General features: G+C 74.5%; 16 protein-coding genes. 8 read left to right on the top strand and 8 right to left on the bottom strand.

Features of this window, described 5'->3' with window-relative positions:
* Window positions 1-9: 9 nt before the first annotated feature.
* Together ABWI07_RS23135 and ABWI07_RS23130 are read right to left on the bottom strand one after the other, a co-directional pair.
* Window positions 10-963 (bottom strand): acyl-CoA dehydrogenase family protein, encoded by a 954-nt coding sequence (locus ABWI07_RS23135; RefSeq protein ID WP_353819772.1) that lies wholly within the window; start codon window positions 961-963, stop codon window positions 10-12.
* Window positions 963-2,096 carry an acyl-CoA dehydrogenase family protein gene (locus ABWI07_RS23130; RefSeq protein ID WP_353819771.1) on the bottom strand — a complete coding sequence of 378 codons (1,134 nt, stop codon included), beginning with the start codon at window positions 2,094-2,096 and terminating at the stop codon, window positions 963-965. The genes ABWI07_RS23135 and ABWI07_RS23130 overlap by 1 nt, the downstream gene beginning before the upstream one ends.
* Window positions 2,097-2,254: 158 nt before the next feature.
* Here ABWI07_RS23130 and ABWI07_RS23125 point away from each other — a divergent pair, with 158 nt between their 5' ends.
* Entirely contained in the window at window positions 2,255-2,905 is a 651-nt protein-coding gene (locus tag ABWI07_RS23125; RefSeq protein WP_353819770.1) for a hypothetical protein, read from the top strand.
* Between the two features lie 13 nt (window positions 2,906-2,918).
* Here ABWI07_RS23125 and ABWI07_RS23120 read toward each other — a convergent pair whose 3' ends face one another.
* A complete protein-coding gene (locus ABWI07_RS23120) occupies window positions 2,919-4,094 on the bottom strand; it encodes a winged helix DNA-binding domain-containing protein (protein WP_353819769.1) in 1,176 nt (391 codons plus the stop codon).
* A gap of 19 nt (window positions 4,095-4,113) precedes the next feature.
* Window positions 4,114-4,458 carry a hypothetical protein gene (locus ABWI07_RS23115; protein ID WP_353819768.1) on the bottom strand — a complete coding sequence of 115 codons (345 nt, stop codon included), beginning with the start codon at window positions 4,456-4,458 and terminating at the stop codon, window positions 4,114-4,116.
* 126 nt (window positions 4,459-4,584) lie between these two features.
* Here ABWI07_RS23115 and ABWI07_RS23110 point away from each other — a divergent pair, with 126 nt between their 5' ends.
* The gene (locus ABWI07_RS23110; RefSeq protein WP_353819766.1) at window positions 4,585-5,253 is read left to right on the top strand and encodes a phosphorylase family protein; all 669 of its coding nucleotides are present in this window, start codon (window positions 4,585-4,587) and stop codon (window positions 5,251-5,253) included.
* Window positions 5,254-5,260: 7 nt separating this feature from the next.
* On the opposite strand, the gene ABWI07_RS23105 is transcribed toward ABWI07_RS23110, so the two are convergent.
* The 4 genes from ABWI07_RS23105 to ABWI07_RS23090 all read right to left on the bottom strand — a co-directional run bounded on the left by ABWI07_RS23105 (window position 5,261) and on the right by ABWI07_RS23090 (window position 10,791).
* Window positions 5,261-5,710, bottom strand: a complete 450-nt coding sequence (locus tag ABWI07_RS23105; RefSeq protein WP_353819765.1) for a hypothetical protein — start codon at window positions 5,708-5,710, stop codon at window positions 5,261-5,263.
* A gap of 126 nt (window positions 5,711-5,836) precedes the next feature.
* Window positions 5,837-7,093 (bottom strand): hypothetical protein, encoded by a 1,257-nt coding sequence (locus ABWI07_RS23100; RefSeq protein ID WP_353819764.1) that lies wholly within the window; start codon window positions 7,091-7,093, stop codon window positions 5,837-5,839.
* A gap of 81 nt (window positions 7,094-7,174) precedes the next feature.
* Complete coding sequence (locus ABWI07_RS23095) at window positions 7,175-8,989, bottom strand: ABC transporter ATP-binding protein (protein WP_353819763.1); 1,815 nt, start codon at window positions 8,987-8,989, stop codon at window positions 7,175-7,177.
* Entirely contained in the window at window positions 8,986-10,791 is a 1,806-nt protein-coding gene (locus ABWI07_RS23090) for an ABC transporter ATP-binding protein (RefSeq protein WP_353819835.1), read from the bottom strand. The genes ABWI07_RS23095 and ABWI07_RS23090 overlap by 4 nt, the downstream gene beginning before the upstream one ends.
* 186 nt (window positions 10,792-10,977) lie before the next feature.
* Between ABWI07_RS23090 and ABWI07_RS23085 the strand changes: the two genes are divergently transcribed.
* The 6 genes from ABWI07_RS23085 (at window position 10,978) to trpC (ending at window position 15,679) form a co-directional block, all read left to right on the top strand.
* The gene (locus ABWI07_RS23085) at window positions 10,978-11,676 is read left to right on the top strand and encodes a TIGR03085 family metal-binding protein (protein WP_353819762.1); all 699 of its coding nucleotides are present in this window, start codon (window positions 10,978-10,980) and stop codon (window positions 11,674-11,676) included.
* Between the two features lie 247 nt (window positions 11,677-11,923).
* Window positions 11,924-12,130, top strand: coding sequence for a cold-shock protein (locus ABWI07_RS23080; protein WP_018657218.1), 207 nt, complete (start codon window positions 11,924-11,926; stop codon window positions 12,128-12,130).
* A 941-nt stretch (window positions 12,131-13,071) separates the two neighbouring features.
* Window positions 13,072-13,647 carry a Trp biosynthesis-associated membrane protein gene (locus ABWI07_RS23075; RefSeq protein ID WP_353819761.1) on the top strand — a complete coding sequence of 192 codons (576 nt, stop codon included), beginning with the start codon at window positions 13,072-13,074 and terminating at the stop codon, window positions 13,645-13,647.
* Window positions 13,644-14,309 carry a response regulator transcription factor gene (locus ABWI07_RS23070; RefSeq protein WP_353819760.1) on the top strand — a complete coding sequence of 222 codons (666 nt, stop codon included), beginning with the start codon at window positions 13,644-13,646 and terminating at the stop codon, window positions 14,307-14,309. The genes ABWI07_RS23075 and ABWI07_RS23070 overlap by 4 nt, the downstream gene beginning before the upstream one ends.
* A gap of 19 nt (window positions 14,310-14,328) precedes the next feature.
* Window positions 14,329-14,760, top strand: coding sequence for a DUF2752 domain-containing protein (locus ABWI07_RS23065; RefSeq protein ID WP_353819759.1), 432 nt, complete (start codon window positions 14,329-14,331; stop codon window positions 14,758-14,760).
* 112 nt (window positions 14,761-14,872) lie between these two features.
* Entirely contained in the window at window positions 14,873-15,679 is an 807-nt protein-coding gene (gene trpC, locus ABWI07_RS23060; protein WP_149257248.1) for an indole-3-glycerol phosphate synthase TrpC, read from the top strand.
* The last annotated feature ends 119 nt before the right edge of the window (window positions 15,680-15,798 follow it).

Below are 15,798 nucleotides of genomic sequence, written 5' to 3'. Positions count from 1 at the left end.
CCTGCAGGTTCAGGTCCCGGTGACGAGGTCCCACGGGTCGGGTGCGGCGGCGAGCGCGGCGCCGAGGTCGTCGGCCCAGGCGGCCTCGTTCCCGTACTCCTCCCGCCATGACCACAGCCGCAGGGTGATCCGTCGCAGGGGGTGCTCCTCGGTGGCGCCGAGCGCGCCGTGCACCTGGTGCGCGATCTCCGCCGCCCTGCCCGCGGCCCGCGAGGCGTTCGCCTTGGCGGCCGCCACCGCGACCGGGTCGCCGTGGGCGGCGACGGCCGCGCGCACCGCGACGTCCGCCACGGTCGCCTCCCCGGCCAGCTCCGCCAGCATCTGCTGGACGGCCTGGAACCGCCCGATCGGCCGCCCGAACTGCTCCCGCTCGCCCGCGTACCGGACGGACAGGTCCAGCGCCCGGGCCATCGCCCCCGTCAGCTGGACGGCCCGCGCCAGCGCGCCGCGCCGCCGCAGCTCGGCCGCGTCCACCGCGCACGGCGCCGCGGCCTGCGCCGGGGCGGCGGAGAGGACGACCTCGTCGCGCGGCTCACCCGCCACGTTCGCGCCCTCGTTGATCTCCGCGTGCGCGGGATCGACGACGGCGACGAGGCCGCCGCCGAGGACGACCAGGGACCGCGCCGAGCGAGCCCAGGGGACCCGGCGGAACGTCCCGCTCAGGGTGAGGCCGCCGCCGGCCTCGACCGCCTCGACCTCGCCGGACACGGCGGTCATGACGCCGGGGGTCACCCGCAGCCCGGCGTCGGCGAGGAGCCGCCCGGCCAGCAGGGTCTCGGCCAGCGGCACGCTCGCCGCGTGGTACCCGGACGCGCGCAGGACGGCGGCGGCGTCGGCGAGGTCCCCGCCGCTGCCGCCCGCCTCCTCCGGCACTCCCGCCAGCGTCAGGCCCGACTCCTCCAGCGCCTGCCACGGGTCGCCGCCGGCGAGGATCTCGTCCGCGGTGTCTTCCAGAAGCCCCATCAGCGCACTCCCAGGCCGCGGGCGACGATGCCGCGCAGGATCTCGTTGGTGCCGCCCCGCAGCGTGAACCCGGGCGCCTGGACGACCGACTCCGCCAGCGCGCGGGCCAGCGGGTCGGGGGAGCCGGGGTCCGGCTCCACGCCCGCGTGGTCTCGCGCCACCGCGATGACCTCGCGCTCGAACCGCGTCCCGAGGTCCTTGACCAGGGCCGCGGCCAGCTCGGGGGTCTCGCCCCGGGCGAGCGCGCCCGCGACCGCCAGCGACGCCTGCCGCAGCGCCCACAGCCGCGCGGTCAGCCCGCCGAGCGCCCGCCGCGCCCCGGTGCTCCCGGCGCGGCCGTGCAGGAGCCGGATGAGCATGAAGGTGCTCAGCAGCCGTTCGGGGCCGCTGCGCTCGTAGGCCAGCTCGGCGGTGACCTGCCGCCACCCGTCCCCGGGGCGGCCGAGGACGAGCGCGTCCGGCACGAACGCGCCGTCGAGCACGACCTCGTTGAAGTGGTGCTCGCCGGACAGCCCCCGGATCGGCCTGATCGCCACGCGCTCGTCGGGCAGCGGCACGATGAACTGGGTGAGGCCCGCGTGCCGGTCCTCGGAGCGGGGGGCGCTCCGGGCCAGCACGAGGATCGCGTGCGCGAGGTGGGCGCCGCTCGTCCACACCTTGGTGCCGTGCAGCCGCCACCCGTCCCCGTCGCGCTCGGCGCGGGTCCGGACCGACGCCAGGTCGGACCCGGAGTCGGGCTCGCTCATCCCGATCGCGAAGAAGCACTCGCCGCGCGCGATGGCCGGCAGGAACCGCCTCTTCTGCTCCTCGGTGCCGTGGGCGAGGATGGACGGGCCGGTCTGCCGGTCCGCGATCCAGTGCGCCCCCACCGGCGCCCCGGCGGCCAGCAGTTCCTCGATCACCACGAACCGCTCCAGCGGTGAGCGCCCGTGCCCGCCGTAGCGCTCCGGGAGCGTCATGCCCAGCCAGCCGCGCTCGCCGAGCAGGCGGCTGAAAGCGGGGTCGGCGCCGGTGAGCCAGCTGTCGCAGCGGGCCGTGAAGGGCGTCTCGGCCAGGAACTCCCGGACCCGGGCCCGCAGCCCGGCGGTCTCGGGCGGGAGCGTCCCGGGGGTCAGGCCGGGCAGTGCCGCCACATGCACCTCCTTCGTCCAGGGGGACGTTACAGACATGCCCCATCGCCTCGGTCAGCGGCCCCTTACAGGCCGCCGCCTGGCGGGGCGGACGGTTCTCTGGGATCGTTTCCCGGGGATCGTCACCCTTCCGCACACGCGCTCCGCACGGGGGAGAAGACATGTGGCCCGGGTCCAACCCGCCGATGGGACCGCCGCCCGCGGGGCCGCCGCCCGCGGGGCCGGGGCAGCCCGCGCACGGCCTGCCGGAGCCGGGATGGGCGCCGCGGAGGCAGCGCATCAGCCCCGGCGCCGGCTGGTACGCGCTGCCGATCGCCCTGGTCCTGGTCGCGGTGATCGGCTTCTTGGCGATGGCCTGGCTCCTGTGGGACGACTCGGAGGTCGCGAGCGGCCCGGTGGCCGTGGGGGACGCGGAGTCCGGGGTGATCGTCCGGCTCACGGAGGGCTACGACTACTTCGTCTACGTCCGGGAGGGCGGCGCGGCCCCGTACGCGTGCCGGGTCGAGGCGGGGGAGCGGTCCGGGCCCGTCCAGCTCACGAGGAAGAACTCCTGGAGCGCCTCCGCCCGCGCCTCCTACCGCTACACCGCCACGTTCACGGCGCCGGTGTCGGGGGACGCCCGGCTGACCTGCCGGGGCGCCGACGGGCCGGTCCTCGTGGCACCGGACGACAGCGCCAACGGGTATCTCGGCTTCGCCCTGCTGGCCGCGCTCGGCCTCGGCGCCCTGGCCGCCGTCGCGTTCATCGTCACGATCCTCAGGCGCAGCGGCGCCAAGCGCAGGGCCGCGACGGCCGCGGGCCCCTACTTCTGACCGGCCCGGCGCGTCAGGCCGTGAGCTCGCGCTCCAGCGGGGTGCGGAACCGGGGGGTCGCGCGGACGTCGCCGTACCACTCCGCCATGCGCGCCGCCTCCCGCTCGACGGCGGCCTCGGCGTCGGCGCCGACGTCCTCCAGGAGCCGGACGGCGATCTCGCCGTCCTTGCGCTGCGCCCAGCCGCCGACGATGCGCCCGTCCCACCAGACCGACGGCCCGACGTTGCCGTTGCGGTCGAACAGCAGCGGCCCGTGGCCGCCGAGGAACCAGCCGCGCTCCTGCCACCCCATCGGGGTCGGGTCGAGCGCGGGCAGCAGCGCCGCCCACGGCTCCGGCGCGGGCGCGGGCTCCAGGTCGTCGGACAGGACGAGACCGGTGCCTCCGCCGAGGTCGACCTCGGTGACGTCCAGGAGCGCGAGGGCCTTCTTGACGTCGCCGGCGCTCCAGCCCGTCCACCACTTCAGGTCGGAGGCGGGGGCGGGGCCGAACGCGCGCAGCCAGCGCCGGACGAGGTCGGCGCGGGCCTCGGCGGCGGGGGACTCGTCGACCCCGCCGGGAAGCCAAGTCTCGACGGGCGACCACACGTACTGGCTGCTCGTCCACGACCCGTTCGGCCGCCCCCGCACGATGCGGCCCTCGCAGCCGAGCGTGACCAGGACCCAGGTCGTGATGCTCGTCGGCCGCGAGTAGGACTTGCCGGGCGCCGGGTCGACCTGCGTCCGCAGCAGGGGCACTTCGGCGCTGAGCTGCGCGCCCGTCGCCGCCCCGCGCGCCAGCAGCGCCCGGTGGGCGGCCTCCTCGGCCTCGGCGAACAGGGCCCGCGCGTCGGCGATGTCGCTGCCGCGCTCGATCAGCCGGCCGTAGGTGGCGCGCTGCTTGGCCGCCAGCGCGTTCGCCGTGGACGCCTGCAGGACCGGGACCAGCTCCGTCGGGGCGACGAACATCGTCCGGCGCATCGCGAGCATCCGCAGCAGCGCGCGGTCGTCGTACAGGGCCTTCTCCACCGCCGCGGGGACCGCGTGGAGGCTGCGGGCCGCGACCGACAGGAAGACGGTGGCCGGGTCCGTGGCGTGCAGGACCACCATCGACCGGGCGATCTCGAGGACGTCGTCGGTCCTCGCCGGGGGGCAGAGCCGGTGGCGGAGCGCGAGCCGGGCCCGGCGCTCCGCCACGTTCATCGAACGCATGAGCGAATCATAGTCCGGATCAGCCGTTGTTGGAGATCCTCACGACGACCTGGTCCTTGGTGACGGACTGCACCGAGACGTCGATCCCCTCGACCTGCTGCTGCCCGTCCCCGACCGGCACCGTCACATTCCGGCCGCCGATCCTGAGGGTGACCGTCTCGCCCTGGACGCTCACCAGCTCGGCCTTCATCCCGAGGACGGACGCGCTCGCCTCGACGCCGCGGTCGAAGGTCACCGTGCACGAGTTGAGGTCGCAGGAGGTCTTGCTGTTCTCGCCGCCGCACGCGGCCGCGGCGCCGAGGGGCAGCAGGACGAAGGGGAGTACGGCCAGCTTCCGCCGAAGGGGAAAGGAGGTCGAGGTCATGCCGGGGAGTCTAGGCGGGCGGGGCGGCCGCCCGCGCCCTCCCCGAGGCGGATCCGCGCGGCGCGAATGTCGCCCCTCGCGGTGATGGCGCTGGATCTCCGGATGACCTCGTGTTTCGCTGGACGGGTGGACTTCACTGGAGGGACGGCCGGGGACGACTTGGAGGACGCCGAGGACGCGCCGATGCTCGGCCCGGTGGTGTGCGCCGCGCTCGGCATGGAGGCGCGCGCGTTACGGCGCGGCCTGACCCGCACGCCCGTCGTGGTCGTCGGCTACCGGGCGCGGCGCGCCGACCGGCTTCCGGTCGCCTGCGCCGCCCTCGTCGTCGCCGGGTTCGGCGGCGCGCTCGACGAGCGGCTGCGGCCCGGCGACGTCCTCGTCGCGGAGGAGATCCGCGGTCCCGGCGCGGGCGGGAAGGCGGTGCCGTGCGCCGCGCCGCGCCTGCTCGCCGAGGAGCTGATCCGGGACGGGCTGAGCGCGCAGGTCGGCCCCCTGGCCACCACCGACCACGTCGTCCGCGGCGCGGAGCGCGCGCTGCTCGCGGCGCAGGGGGCCCGGCTGGCGGACATGGAGTCGGCGCTCGTCGCCGAGCGCGCGGGGACGCTGCCGGTCGCCGCCGTCCGCGTCGTCGTCGACGGCCCGGGCCACCCCCTGTGGCACCCGGGCATCGTCCGCCGCGGGCTGGCGGGGCGGCGCGTCCTGGCCCGTGTCGGCCCCGCCCTGGAGCGCTGGAGCGTCCTGCTCGTGCGGGGCGAGGAGGGCACGAGCGAGGGAAGCGCGGCCGGCCGGGCCTGAGCGCGGCTCAGCCGTGCCCCGAACCGTGGTCCGGCCCGTGGTTGTCCCCCTGGACGATCTTGCCACCGAGGTCCTTGCGCAGCGTCTCCAGCGTCTGCTCCTGGCTGACGACCACCCAGCGCGCCCCGACCAGGTACGTCCCGCCCCAGGGCTTGGCCTCCTCCAGCCAGGCGTTCATGCCGCTGTCGGTGGTGAAGCTCAGCAGGACGTAGCGCCCTGTCGCGTTCTTGCAGTTCCCCTGCTCCAGATCCTTGACCTTGCGCTTCCCGGTCAGGGAGCAGTCCGTCTGCTGCGCCAGCTCCGCCAGGCTCGCCGGCTTCGCGGCCTTGCCGCCGCCCGCCGCGTCCGACTTCGCGGAGCAGCCGGCCGCCAGCGGCAGCGCCAGCGCGGCGGCGCACAGCGGCAGCGTCTTCATGAGGCCGAGCCTCGTCAGGCCGAGATGGTGTCGGGAACCCATCGCTGTTCCTCTCCGGGGTGAGACACGCGATTCGAGGAACCAATACGCGCCCCACCCCGGAAGGGTTCATCCAGCCTCAGCCCCCGGAGGACCCAGGTCGCCGCCGGGCTCGGGTCGCCGGTCGGTTCAGGTCATCATGCGGGCGCCGGCGGCGGCGCGGACGGCGGGGTCCTCGGCGTCGTCGTGGTGGAGCCGCCGCAGCCGCAGCGACGTCTCGCGCGTGAGCGGCGCGGTCCGGGCGGCCTCGGCCCGCACGCCCTCCTCGCAGTCCCACAGCCCTTCGACGGTGTAGGACTCGGCGGTGTGCGGGGCGGTTCTCGTCAACGCGGTCAGGATGCGGGGTCTCAGATAGGCGTAGGTCGACTCGGTCCAAGCGGTCTTCAACAGCGGGACGGCCTCGCCCGCGCGCAGGCGCCCCAGCCCCTCGATCGGGCTCGCGGCGTCGGCCCAGTCGCGCCGGGCGACGGCGCCGTTCAGCTCGTCCATCAGCAGGGGGATGTCCTGGCGGGTGCCGTACCGGGCGAGGATGCGGAGCCCCATGTCGGCGCAGCCGCCCCGCTCCGCGGCCCACATCCGCGCCCGCGGCAGCGTCTCCGGCCCGTACTCCCGCAGCGCCCGGCACACCGCGCCGCCGAACCTGCTCGGCCGCTGGGGCAGCAGCTCCTCCGCGAGGTCCAGCAGCGCGAGCGTCCGGCGGCGGCCCAGCTCGAATATCGCCGCGATGGCGCCCTCGCCGCGGCGCCGCGCGAGATCGAGCAGCTCGGCCTCGCTCTGCCCCTCCCGCCCGGAGGCGGGGACCATCGCGCGGCGCGCCGCCCGCCCCGCCTCCCGGTGCCGCGCCAGCGCCTCGGCCACCCGCGGCTGCCGCGCCGCCCACGCCTCGATCACCGGGTTGTACCGGCCCGGGATGAGCAGCGCCAGGTCGGCGTCGTCGCACCGCGCCGCGACCAGGGAGTCCAGGCCGGCCGCGAGCGACGGGTCCTCGAGATCGATGAGCTCGGCGACCGCGTCGAACCACTGCGCGCCCTCCTCGGCGTACCGGCGCAGCGGCACGGCCGCCTCCCGCCGGCTCAGCCGCACCAGGTCGGCGAGCACGCCCAGCGCCAGGTCCACCCGCCACTCGTCGGGGTCGGTATGGTCCGACGGATCGAACAGATGCTCCGCGACCGGCCCCGCGGGCAGCTCCAGATCCACCATCAACCGGGCGTAGTACAGCCGCCGCGACTCGCACTGCCGATCCCAGCGCGGATCACGCCGGACGCAGGCGTAGACGTACTCGCCCGCGCCGCGCGTGTCCGCCGCGCGGCGCGCGGCCCTTCCGAGTCCACGCTGCAGTTGACCGTGCAGCGTGCCCGCCGATTCCAACACGACCTCGTTGCTCACCCCAGCAGAATGCGCACCGAACCAGATATCGGGCAAGTGCTTTAGCCCGCGTTTACCCAGGAAGACGCCCTGTGGAACCCGTCACAGGCTCCGCTGGGCGATCCAGGACGCGTGCAGGTCCGCGTAGACGCCGGGCTCGGCGACGAGTTCGGCGTGCGGGCCGCGCTGGACGATCCGCCCCGCCTCGAACACGATCACCTCGTCCGCCGCCTCGGCCGTCGACAGCCGGTGCGCGATCGAGATCGCCGTGCGGCCCCGCGTCACGCCGTCCAGCGCCCGCTGGAGCCGGACCTCGGTCGCCGGGTCCACCGCGGAGGTCGCCTCGTCCAGGACGAGCAGGTCCGGGTCGGCGATGTAGGCGCGGGCCAGCGCGACGAGCTGCCGCTCGCCCGCCGACAGCGACTCGCCGCGCTGCCCCACGGGCGTGGCGAGGCCCTGCGGGAGGCCGTCCAGCCAGTCGGCCAGGCCCAACTCGGTCAGCGCGAGGACGAGGTCGTCGTCGGACGCCTCCGGCCGCCCGTACCGGATGTTGTCGGCGAGCGAGGCGTCGAACAGGAACCCGTCCTGCGGCACCATGACGATCCGCTCGCGCAGCGACGAGAACCGGACCCGGTCGAGAGGCACGCCGTCCACCAGGACGCGGCCGGACACCGGGTCCATGAGCCGGGTGAGGAGCTTGGCGAACGTCGTCTTGCCCGACCCGGTCTGCCCGACGATCGCGACGCGGCTGCGCGGCGCGATCTCGACGTTCACGTCGTGCAGGACGGGCGGCCCGCCCGGGTAGGCGAACCCCACCGACTCGAACCGCACCTCGATGGGGCCGCGCGGCAGCGTCTCGCCCGCCTCGCCGGGGTCGGCCACGTCCGGGACGGTGTCCAGGACGCCGAGCACCCGCCGCCAGCCCGCGATCGCGTTCTGCGCCTCGTTCAGGACCTCGGTGGCGGTCTGCATCGGGCTGACGAACAGCGTGACCAGGAACAGGAACGCGACGAGCCGCCCCGCCGACACCTCCCCGGCGACGCCGAGCAGCGTCCCGGCGATGACGACGGCGGCGGTGGCGAAGGCCGCCACCAGCTCGCTGACCGGGAACGTGAGCGCGACCATCGCCTGGGCCCGGGTCTGCGCCGACCGGTAGGCCTCCACGGTCTCGTCCACCCGCCGGCCCGTGCGCTCCTCCGAGGCGTAGGCGCGGATCACCGGGGCGCCCACGACCGACTCGCTGACCGCCGCCAACAGGTCGCCCATCCGCTCCCGCACCCGCATGTACGCCCTCGACAGGATCCGCTGGAAGCGGCGCAGCGCGAACGCCAGCGGGAAGAACGCCGCCCACACCAGCAGCGCGAGCGGCCACGAGTAGACGACCATCAGCACGCTCGCGACGACCAGCTGCCCGATCGACACGATGAACATCAGCCCGCCCGACTGCATGAACTGGCTGATCTGGTCGACGTCGCCGGTCACCCGCGACACCAGCGCGCCCCGCCGCTCCCCGCTCTGGGTGAGCATCGACAGGTCGTGGACGTGCCGGAACGCCCGGATCCGCAGCGACGCCAGGCCGCCCTCGGACGTCCTGTACAGGCGCACGTTCATCAGGTACGCGCACACGGCCGTCACCAGCACGGCCGCCGCGCACAGCAGCACCGCCGTCCGGATGAAGGCGATGTCGGGCCCGTCCGCGCGCCCGAGCCCCTTGTCGATCGTCTGCTGGACGGCGACGGGCACCACCACGCGCCCGGCCGTCGACACCAGCGCGAGCGCCAGGGTCCCGGCGAGGCCGGCCCGGAACTCCGGGCTCAGCCGCAGCCCGCGCCGCAGCGTGCTGATCGCGCCCTCCGCGGCGGTGTCGCTCAGTCCGGGGGCGCCGCTCGGCTTCGAGGCCGTGTCGATCACCGTCATGCCAGGGCCTCCTCGCCGCCCTCGACCGCTTCCTGCTCCGCCTCGGCCCGCTCGTAGGCGTTGACGAGGTTGCGGTAGCCCTCGGAGCTCTCCAGCAGTTCGGTGTGGGAGCCGCGCGCGATGACGCGGCCGTGCTCCATGTAGACGACCTCGTCGGCGAGCGAGATCGTGGCCTTGCGGTAGGCGACCACCACGACGGTCGCGCCGCCGGACTCGCCGGTCTGGGCCTCCCGCAGGCTCTGCAGGATGCGCGCCTCGACCTGCGGGTCGACGCTGGACGTCGCGTCGTCCAGGACGAGCAGCCGGGGCCGCCGCACCAGCGCCCGCGCCAGCGCGAGCCGCTGGCGCTGGCCGCCCGACAGGGTCGCCCCGCGCTCGCCCACCCTCGTGTCGAGCCCCTCCGCGAGTGCCGCGACGAACCCCTCGGCCTGGGCGAGCCGCAGCGCCTCCCAGACCCGCTCGTCCGGGACGTCGAGGCCGAGCGTCACGTTGCCGCGCACGGTGTCGTCGAACAGGAACGTCTGCTGCGGGACGAGCGCCGCCGTCGCCGCCACCCCGCCGCGCCGCACGTCCCGGAGGTCGACGCCGTCCAGCAGGACGGACCCGTCCGCCGGGTCGACCAGCCGGACGAGCAGCGAGGTGAGCGTGGACTTGCCCGACCCCGTCGGCCCGACGACCGCGATCGTCCGGCCGGGCGACGCGGCGAACGACACGTCGTGCAGGACGCGGTGCCGCGAGTCCGACCCGCCGCTCGCGTCCTCGTAGGCGAACCTGACCTCCCGGACCTGGAGCTCGGTCGCCGCGCCCTCCGGCGCGTCCAGCGAGGCGTCCCCGAACGGCAGGGACCCCGTCGCGTCCAGGACGCCGCGGACGCGCTTCCACCCGACGACGCTGCGCGGCACCTCGCCCAGCACCCAGCCCAGCGCCCGGATCGGCCACGACAGCAGCGTGAACAGGTAGGCGACGTTGACCAGGTCGCCCGGCGACATCGCGCCCGACTCCAGCCGCAGCGACCCGATCAGCAGGACGGCCAGCACCCCGAGGTTCGGCAGCGCCTCCAGCACCGGGTCGAACAGCCCGCGGATGCGGCCGACCGCGATGTTGGCGTCCCGCAGCTCCCGCGCCCGCTCGGCGAACCGCTCCGTCTCCGCCGCCTCCCGGCCGAGGGTCTTGACCACCAGGCCGCCCTCGAAGCTCTCGTGCGCGACCTCGCTGACCTCCGCGCGCAGCTGCTGCGCGCGGGTCGCCACCGGGGACAGCCGCCGCTGGTACACCACGTTGATGAGCGCCACCGCCGGGAACACCAGGAACCCGACCCCGGCCACGACCAGGTCGGTGAACAGGATCGACACCGCGGCGATCAGCAGCATGAACACGACGCCGACCGCCATCGGCAGCGGCGCGATCGGCGCCCACACCGCCTCGACGTCGGCGTTGGCGTTCGACAGCAGCTGCCCGGTCGGGTGCCGGTGGTGCCACGCCAGCGGAAGCCGCAGGTACTGCCGGGTCACCGCGCGCCTGTAGGACGCCTGCAGGCGGTACTGCATGAGCCCCGCGTAGAACCGGCGCCCCGCGACGCCGAGCGCCTTCAGCAGCGCCACCGCCAGGATGAGGGCCGCCGCCCCGGACAGCGCCCCGGCGGTCGTGTGCCCCGACTCGAACGCGGGCAGCACGACGTGGCCGGTCGCCCAGCCCAGGACCTGCGCGGTCCCCACGGTCATCGCCGCGTACAGGCCGCTCGCGAGCACCGACAGCGTGAACACCCGCGGCTCCGCCTTCACCGCCACCCACAGGACGCCCATGCCCTCCCGGAGGACATGGGGACTGACGCGTCTGGACGCAGGTGGCACGGCGACTCCTCGATCACGGCGGTACCCGGGAAATGGCCCCCTCGCGACCGCGCCGGGGGGTTTGCGGGGCTGGATATTGCCTACCATCCGGCCAGCGCGCTTATTCCCGGTCGGCCCGCCACGGCCTACGATCGGTCGATGAGCACGCCCGAGGACGACCCCGCGCCGTCCGCCCCGAAGCGGGACGGTTCCGGCCCGGTGGCCCCCGGCCCGGTCCGCCGCGAACGGCTGGAGCTCGCCGCCGCGCTGGCCGAGGCGGGTCCGGACGCGCCCACCGAGTGCGCCGGCTGGGACGCCCGCGACCTGGCCGCCCATCTGGTCGTCCGCGAGGGGCGCCCCGACGCCGCCCCCGGGATCCTGCTGCCCCCGCTGTCGTTCTACACCGAGCGCGTACGGCGGCGGACGGCCCGCGCGGTGCCGTTCGAACGGCTGGTGGAACGGTTCGCGCAGGGGCCGCCGAAGTTCTCGCCCTACGCCCTTCCCGGAGTCGACAAAAACGCCAACGCCGTCGAGTTCTTTGTTCACCATGAGGACATCCGGCGCGCGCGTCCCGACTGGGAGCCCCGCGACCTCTCGCCGGAACTCGAAGAACTCCTCTGGCGAAGGATAAGAATTGCCCGCTTTGTCCTACGAAAAGTTCAGGTCGAGGTAACCTTCGTCCAGCCCGACGGGCGGGCCGTCCGGGTGTCCGGCGGCGGCCGCGGAGCCGTCCGCGTACATGGCCCGGTAGGCGAACTGGTCCTGTGGGCACTGGGCCGCCGGGACGTCGCGAAGGTCCGCCTCACCGGCGCCACGGACGCTGTCAAGACCCTGACCGAGACGGGTTGGAGTCTTTAACGGGCAGGTAACGGCAGGGTTCGCCGAGAGGAGAAACGCAAGTGTTGCGGCTCCTCCGCTTTACGCGGAAGCGGTGATACGGTGGGGCTGTCGGTTGCAGTCGTGGTTCTCGATCGTTCAGACGCCCGCGAACTGATGGCAGCGGGCGTTTTGGCTTTTCCGGGACCGTACCGGGGGCGAGAGCGTTCCGCAGCGACCGCACGGGCCCGCGAGGTGTGGGCCCAGGTTTTGCCGCAAGGAGAAAGACATGCCCCAGCAGGGCACCGTGAAGTGGTTCAACGCCGAGAAGGGCTTCGGCTTCATCGCCGTGGACGGCGGCGGGCCGGACGTCTTCGTGCACTACTCGGCCATCCAGAGCTCCGGGTACCGCACCCTGGACGAGAACCAGCGCGTCCAGTTCGAGGTCACGCAGGGTAACCGTGGCCCGCAGGCCGACCAGGTCGTCCCCCTGTAACGCCCGCCAGTCGTACGCGGCAGAGCCCGCCCCCCACCGCCAGGGGGAGGCGGGCTCTGTTTAATTGCGTTTTTCTCCTTCTTCGGGCCTTGGCGGCCCTCCATCGTCGATAAACGCGGGCGATCGCTGGCATCGCTTCGTCTCGCCTTGCGGCTCGCTTCGCGATCAGGTTCTTGCTTCGCTCGAACCTGCCTTTGGACGCGATCGCCACGGATACAGGTCGTCGCGTGGTTGCGGCGGTGGCTGGTGTCGGTGCGCCCCTCCCCGTGCCTGCCGGCCTTCGGGCCTGGCGGCCCTTGGCCTCGCGTTCGCGGTGGGTTCGTCCTTCGGGCCTGGCGGCCCTTGGCCTCGCGTTCGCGGTGGGGGCGTCCTTTGGGCCTGGCGGCCCTTGGCCTCGGGTCCGCGGTGGGGGCGTCCTTTGGGCCTGGCGGCCCTTGGCCTCGGGTCCGCGGTGGGTTCGTCCTTCGGGCCTGGCGGCCCTTGGCCTCGGGTCCGCGGTGGGTTCGTCCTTCGGGCCTGGCGGCCCTTGGCCTCGCGTTCGTGGTGGGGGCGTCCTTTGGGCCTGGCGGCCCTTGGCCTCGGGTCTGCGATGGTTTTGTGCTCCTGGCCTGGTGGCCCTTGGCCTCGGGGCCGTGATGGTTCCGGCCTTCGGGCCCGGCGGCCCTTGGGTCGTGTCCGGCTGGTTTGTACTCCGGGTCTCGCGGCCCTGGGGCTCGTGTTCGGTGGGCGGGTCGCCATCGGGTCGGGTGGGGCTGGCGGGGGCTTGCTTTGCTTGAAGCTTGGGTCGGGGGCTGGGAGTTGTGGTGTCTGCGGGGGTTGGGCTGGGGGGTCGTTGGGGGTTCGTACGGCTGCAATAAACTCAGGTGCATGTCCGTGGGAACGTCCGAAATGGTGGTCCGGCAGGTCGGTGTGCCAGTGGTGGGCCTTGAGCGGGGCGCCTTGTGACGCCTGGGCGTGAACGTGGGCTGACCGCGGTGTTGTGCGCTGCGGGGGCCGGGCTTGTGCTGCTCGCCGCTGGGCGTACCTGGGCCACTGTCAAGGCGCAGGGGTCCATTACGCCGTTCACCCAGCAGCTGACGGGGGGCGACCTCGGGGGTGCACCTGGGGCGTTGGGGTGGGCCGGGCTTGCTGGGCTCGCGGCGTTGTTGGCTACGCGGGGGCGGGTTCGGGCTGGGGTCGGGGTGCTCATCGCCCTGTTCGGGGTCGGTATCGCCTACGCGTCCACGGTGGCCGTTCAGCGGTCCAGTGTGCTGGCGGCCGCCGGTGACAAGAGCGCTTTGCTGAGGCTCGGCGCGCATCCCTTGCTGGACGTCAACCTGTGGTGGGTGGTGTCCGTGGCCGGCGGGGTCGTGCTGGTCGTGGCCGGAATGCTCACCGCCGTGCGCTCTGCGCACTGGCCTGGGATGTCGGCCCGGTACGAGCGCACCGCGCCGCGCCGGGCGGCGGAGGACGACCCGTCCGCCATGTGGAAGTCGCTCGACCGCGGCGAGGACCCGACCGCGCACGAGCGGTCGTGAGCGCCGACGGTGGCGGGGTCGTGCTCGTGGTCGAGCACGACCCCGCCGTCGCCGAGCTGGAGCGCCGCTACCTGGCCCGGGAGGGCTTCGACGTCGAGATCGAGGGCGATCCCGCCCGGGCGGCCGCCGCGGCGCAGCGCCGCCGGCCCGACGTCGTCGTCCTGGACCTGTCCACCTCCGCGCTGCCCGCCGACCTGTACCGGCGCGTCGCCGACGCCGCCCGGCCCGCCCCCGTCGTCGCCGTCACCGGGCCCCTCGACCCGGCGGTCGCGCACCTGCTCGGCGACCACCGCGTCGACCGGCCCTTCGGGCCCCGCGTCCTCGTCGCCGCCGTCGCCGAGGCCCTGCGCGCCGGCGGCCCCGCCGAGGCGCCCGGACCCCTGCGCGCCGGACGTATCGCCCTCGACCCGCGCGACCGGGCGGCCGTCGTCGGCGACCGCCGCGTCGCCCTCACCGTCACCGAGTTCGACCTCCTCGAGTTCCTGATGGCCAACCCCGGCCGCGTCTTCACCCGCGAGCAGCTCCTCGACGCCGCGTGGGGACCCGGAGCCGGAGCCGGAAGCCGCACCGTCGACGTCCACGTCGCGCAGTTGCGGGCCAAACTCGGAGACGGCAGCCCCATCCGGACGGTGCGCGGCGTCGGCTACGTCCTCGACACCTGATCGCGTTTAGGGTGAAGTCGTGACTCGCGTATCCGTACCTCAGCGCGGCTCGCGGGCGCGGGCGCTCGCGCCGCAAGCGGCGGTGCTGGGCGGGGTCGCGGCCGGGGTCCTGGTGGTGGCGTTCGGCGCGGACCCCAACGAACCGGGCCACTACCCCGGGTGCCCTTTCCTCGGGCTGACCGGGTTCTACTGCCCCGGTTGCGGAATGACGCGGCTCGTCTACGCGCTCACACACGGGCACGTCGGCGTCGCGTTCGGGCTCAACCCGCTGCTGTTCGTCCTGCTGCCCGTCTTCGGCTACCTGTACGTGCGGTGGACGGTCACGACCGCGCGGGGACTGCCGATGCGGTCCGTCCTGTTCAAGCCGGCCGTCGCGTATTCGTTCGTCGGCCTTCTCATCGTCTACTGGATCGTGCGCAACCTGCCGTTCGCGCACGTGCTCGCGCCCTGACGCGCGCGGCCCGGCCGGTGGGGACCCGGACGGCCCTCCCGGGTGCGGGGCGCGTCGGAGGGGGCGGCTACGATCGGTGCACGGAACGACCTGAAATAGGGGGCCTGCGACCTTGAGCGTTTTGGACGAGATCATCGACGGCGTCCGGGCCGATCTCGCCGACAGGCAGCGCGAGGTCCCGCTCGACGCCCTCAAGGAGCGGGCGGCGAAGGCCCCGGCCCCCAAGGACGCGCTCGGCGCGCTGCGCGGGCAGGGCGTCTCGGTCATCGCCGAGGTCAAGCGGAGCAGCCCGTCCAAGGGCGCGCTCGCCGCGATCGCCGACCCCGCCGCGCTCGCCCGCGACTACGAGGCCGGCGGCGCCAAGGTCATCAGCGTGCTGACCGAGCGGCGCCGGTTCGGCGGCAGCCTCGCCGACCTCGCCGAGGTCCGCGCCAACGTCGACGTCGCCGTCCTGCGCAAGGACTTCATCGTCACCTCCTACCAGCTGTGGGAGGCGCGGGCCGCGGGCGCCGACATGGCGCTGCTGATCGTCGCCGCGCTGGAGCAGGACGCCCTCGTCTCGCTGGTCGAGCGCGCCGAGTCGATCGGGCTGGTGCCGCTCGTCGAGGTGCACACCGAGGAGGAGGCCGCCCGCGCGGTGGACGCGGGCGCCAAGGTCATCGGCGTGAACGCCCGCGATCTGCGCACCCTGCAGGTCGACCGCGGCGTGTTCGCCCGGGTCGCCCCCCTGATCCCCAAGGACGTCGTGAAGGTCGCCGAGTCCGGGGTGCGGGGCCCGCACGACCTGCTCGCCTACGCCTCCAGCGGCGCCGACGCGGTGCTGGTGGGGGAGAGCCTCGTGATCGGCAAGGACCCGCGCGCCGCCGTCGCCGACCTCGTCGCCGCCGGCGCCCACCCGGCGCTGCGGCAGAGCGGCTGAGGCACCGGGCGGCCCTCCGCCCTCGACGACTGGATAGGCTACGGACATGCAGGTCGAACCGCTCCGGGAGCGATGGCGGGGCTGATCCAGGACCCCAGTGACCGGATCAGCAGCCTCTC

Source organism: Actinomadura sp. NPDC000600, from assembly GCF_040492135.1.
Taxonomy (GTDB): Bacteria; Actinomycetota; Actinomycetes; order Streptosporangiales; family Streptosporangiaceae; genus Spirillospora.
This window is presented reverse-complemented; position numbering and strand designations above follow the sequence as displayed.

Coding starts and splice junctions, on each gene's coding strand:
- ABWI07_RS23135 (WP_353819772.1), bottom strand. CDS start 963: ATGGGGCTTCTGGAAGACACCGCGGACGAGATCCTCGCCGGCGGCGAC.
- ABWI07_RS23125 (WP_353819770.1), top strand. CDS start 2,255: ATGTGGCCCGGGTCCAACCCGCCGATGGGACCGCCGCCCGCGGGGCCG.
- ABWI07_RS23120 (WP_353819769.1), bottom strand. CDS start 4,094: ATGCGTTCGATGAACGTGGCGGAGCGCCGGGCCCGGCTCGCGCTCCGC.
- ABWI07_RS23115 (WP_353819768.1), bottom strand. CDS start 4,458: ATGACCTCGACCTCCTTTCCCCTTCGGCGGAAGCTGGCCGTACTCCCC.
- ABWI07_RS23105 (WP_353819765.1), bottom strand. CDS start 5,710: ATGGGTTCCCGACACCATCTCGGCCTGACGAGGCTCGGCCTCATGAAG.
- ABWI07_RS23095 (WP_353819763.1), bottom strand. CDS start 8,989: ATGACGGTGATCGACACGGCCTCGAAGCCGAGCGGCGCCCCCGGACTG.
- ABWI07_RS23090 (WP_353819835.1), bottom strand. CDS start 10,791: ATGGGCGTCCTGTGGGTGGCGGTGAAGGCGGAGCCGCGGGTGTTCACG.
- ABWI07_RS23085 (WP_353819762.1), top strand. CDS start 10,978: ATGAGCACGCCCGAGGACGACCCCGCGCCGTCCGCCCCGAAGCGGGAC.
- ABWI07_RS23080 (WP_018657218.1), top strand. CDS start 11,924: ATGCCCCAGCAGGGCACCGTGAAGTGGTTCAACGCCGAGAAGGGCTTC.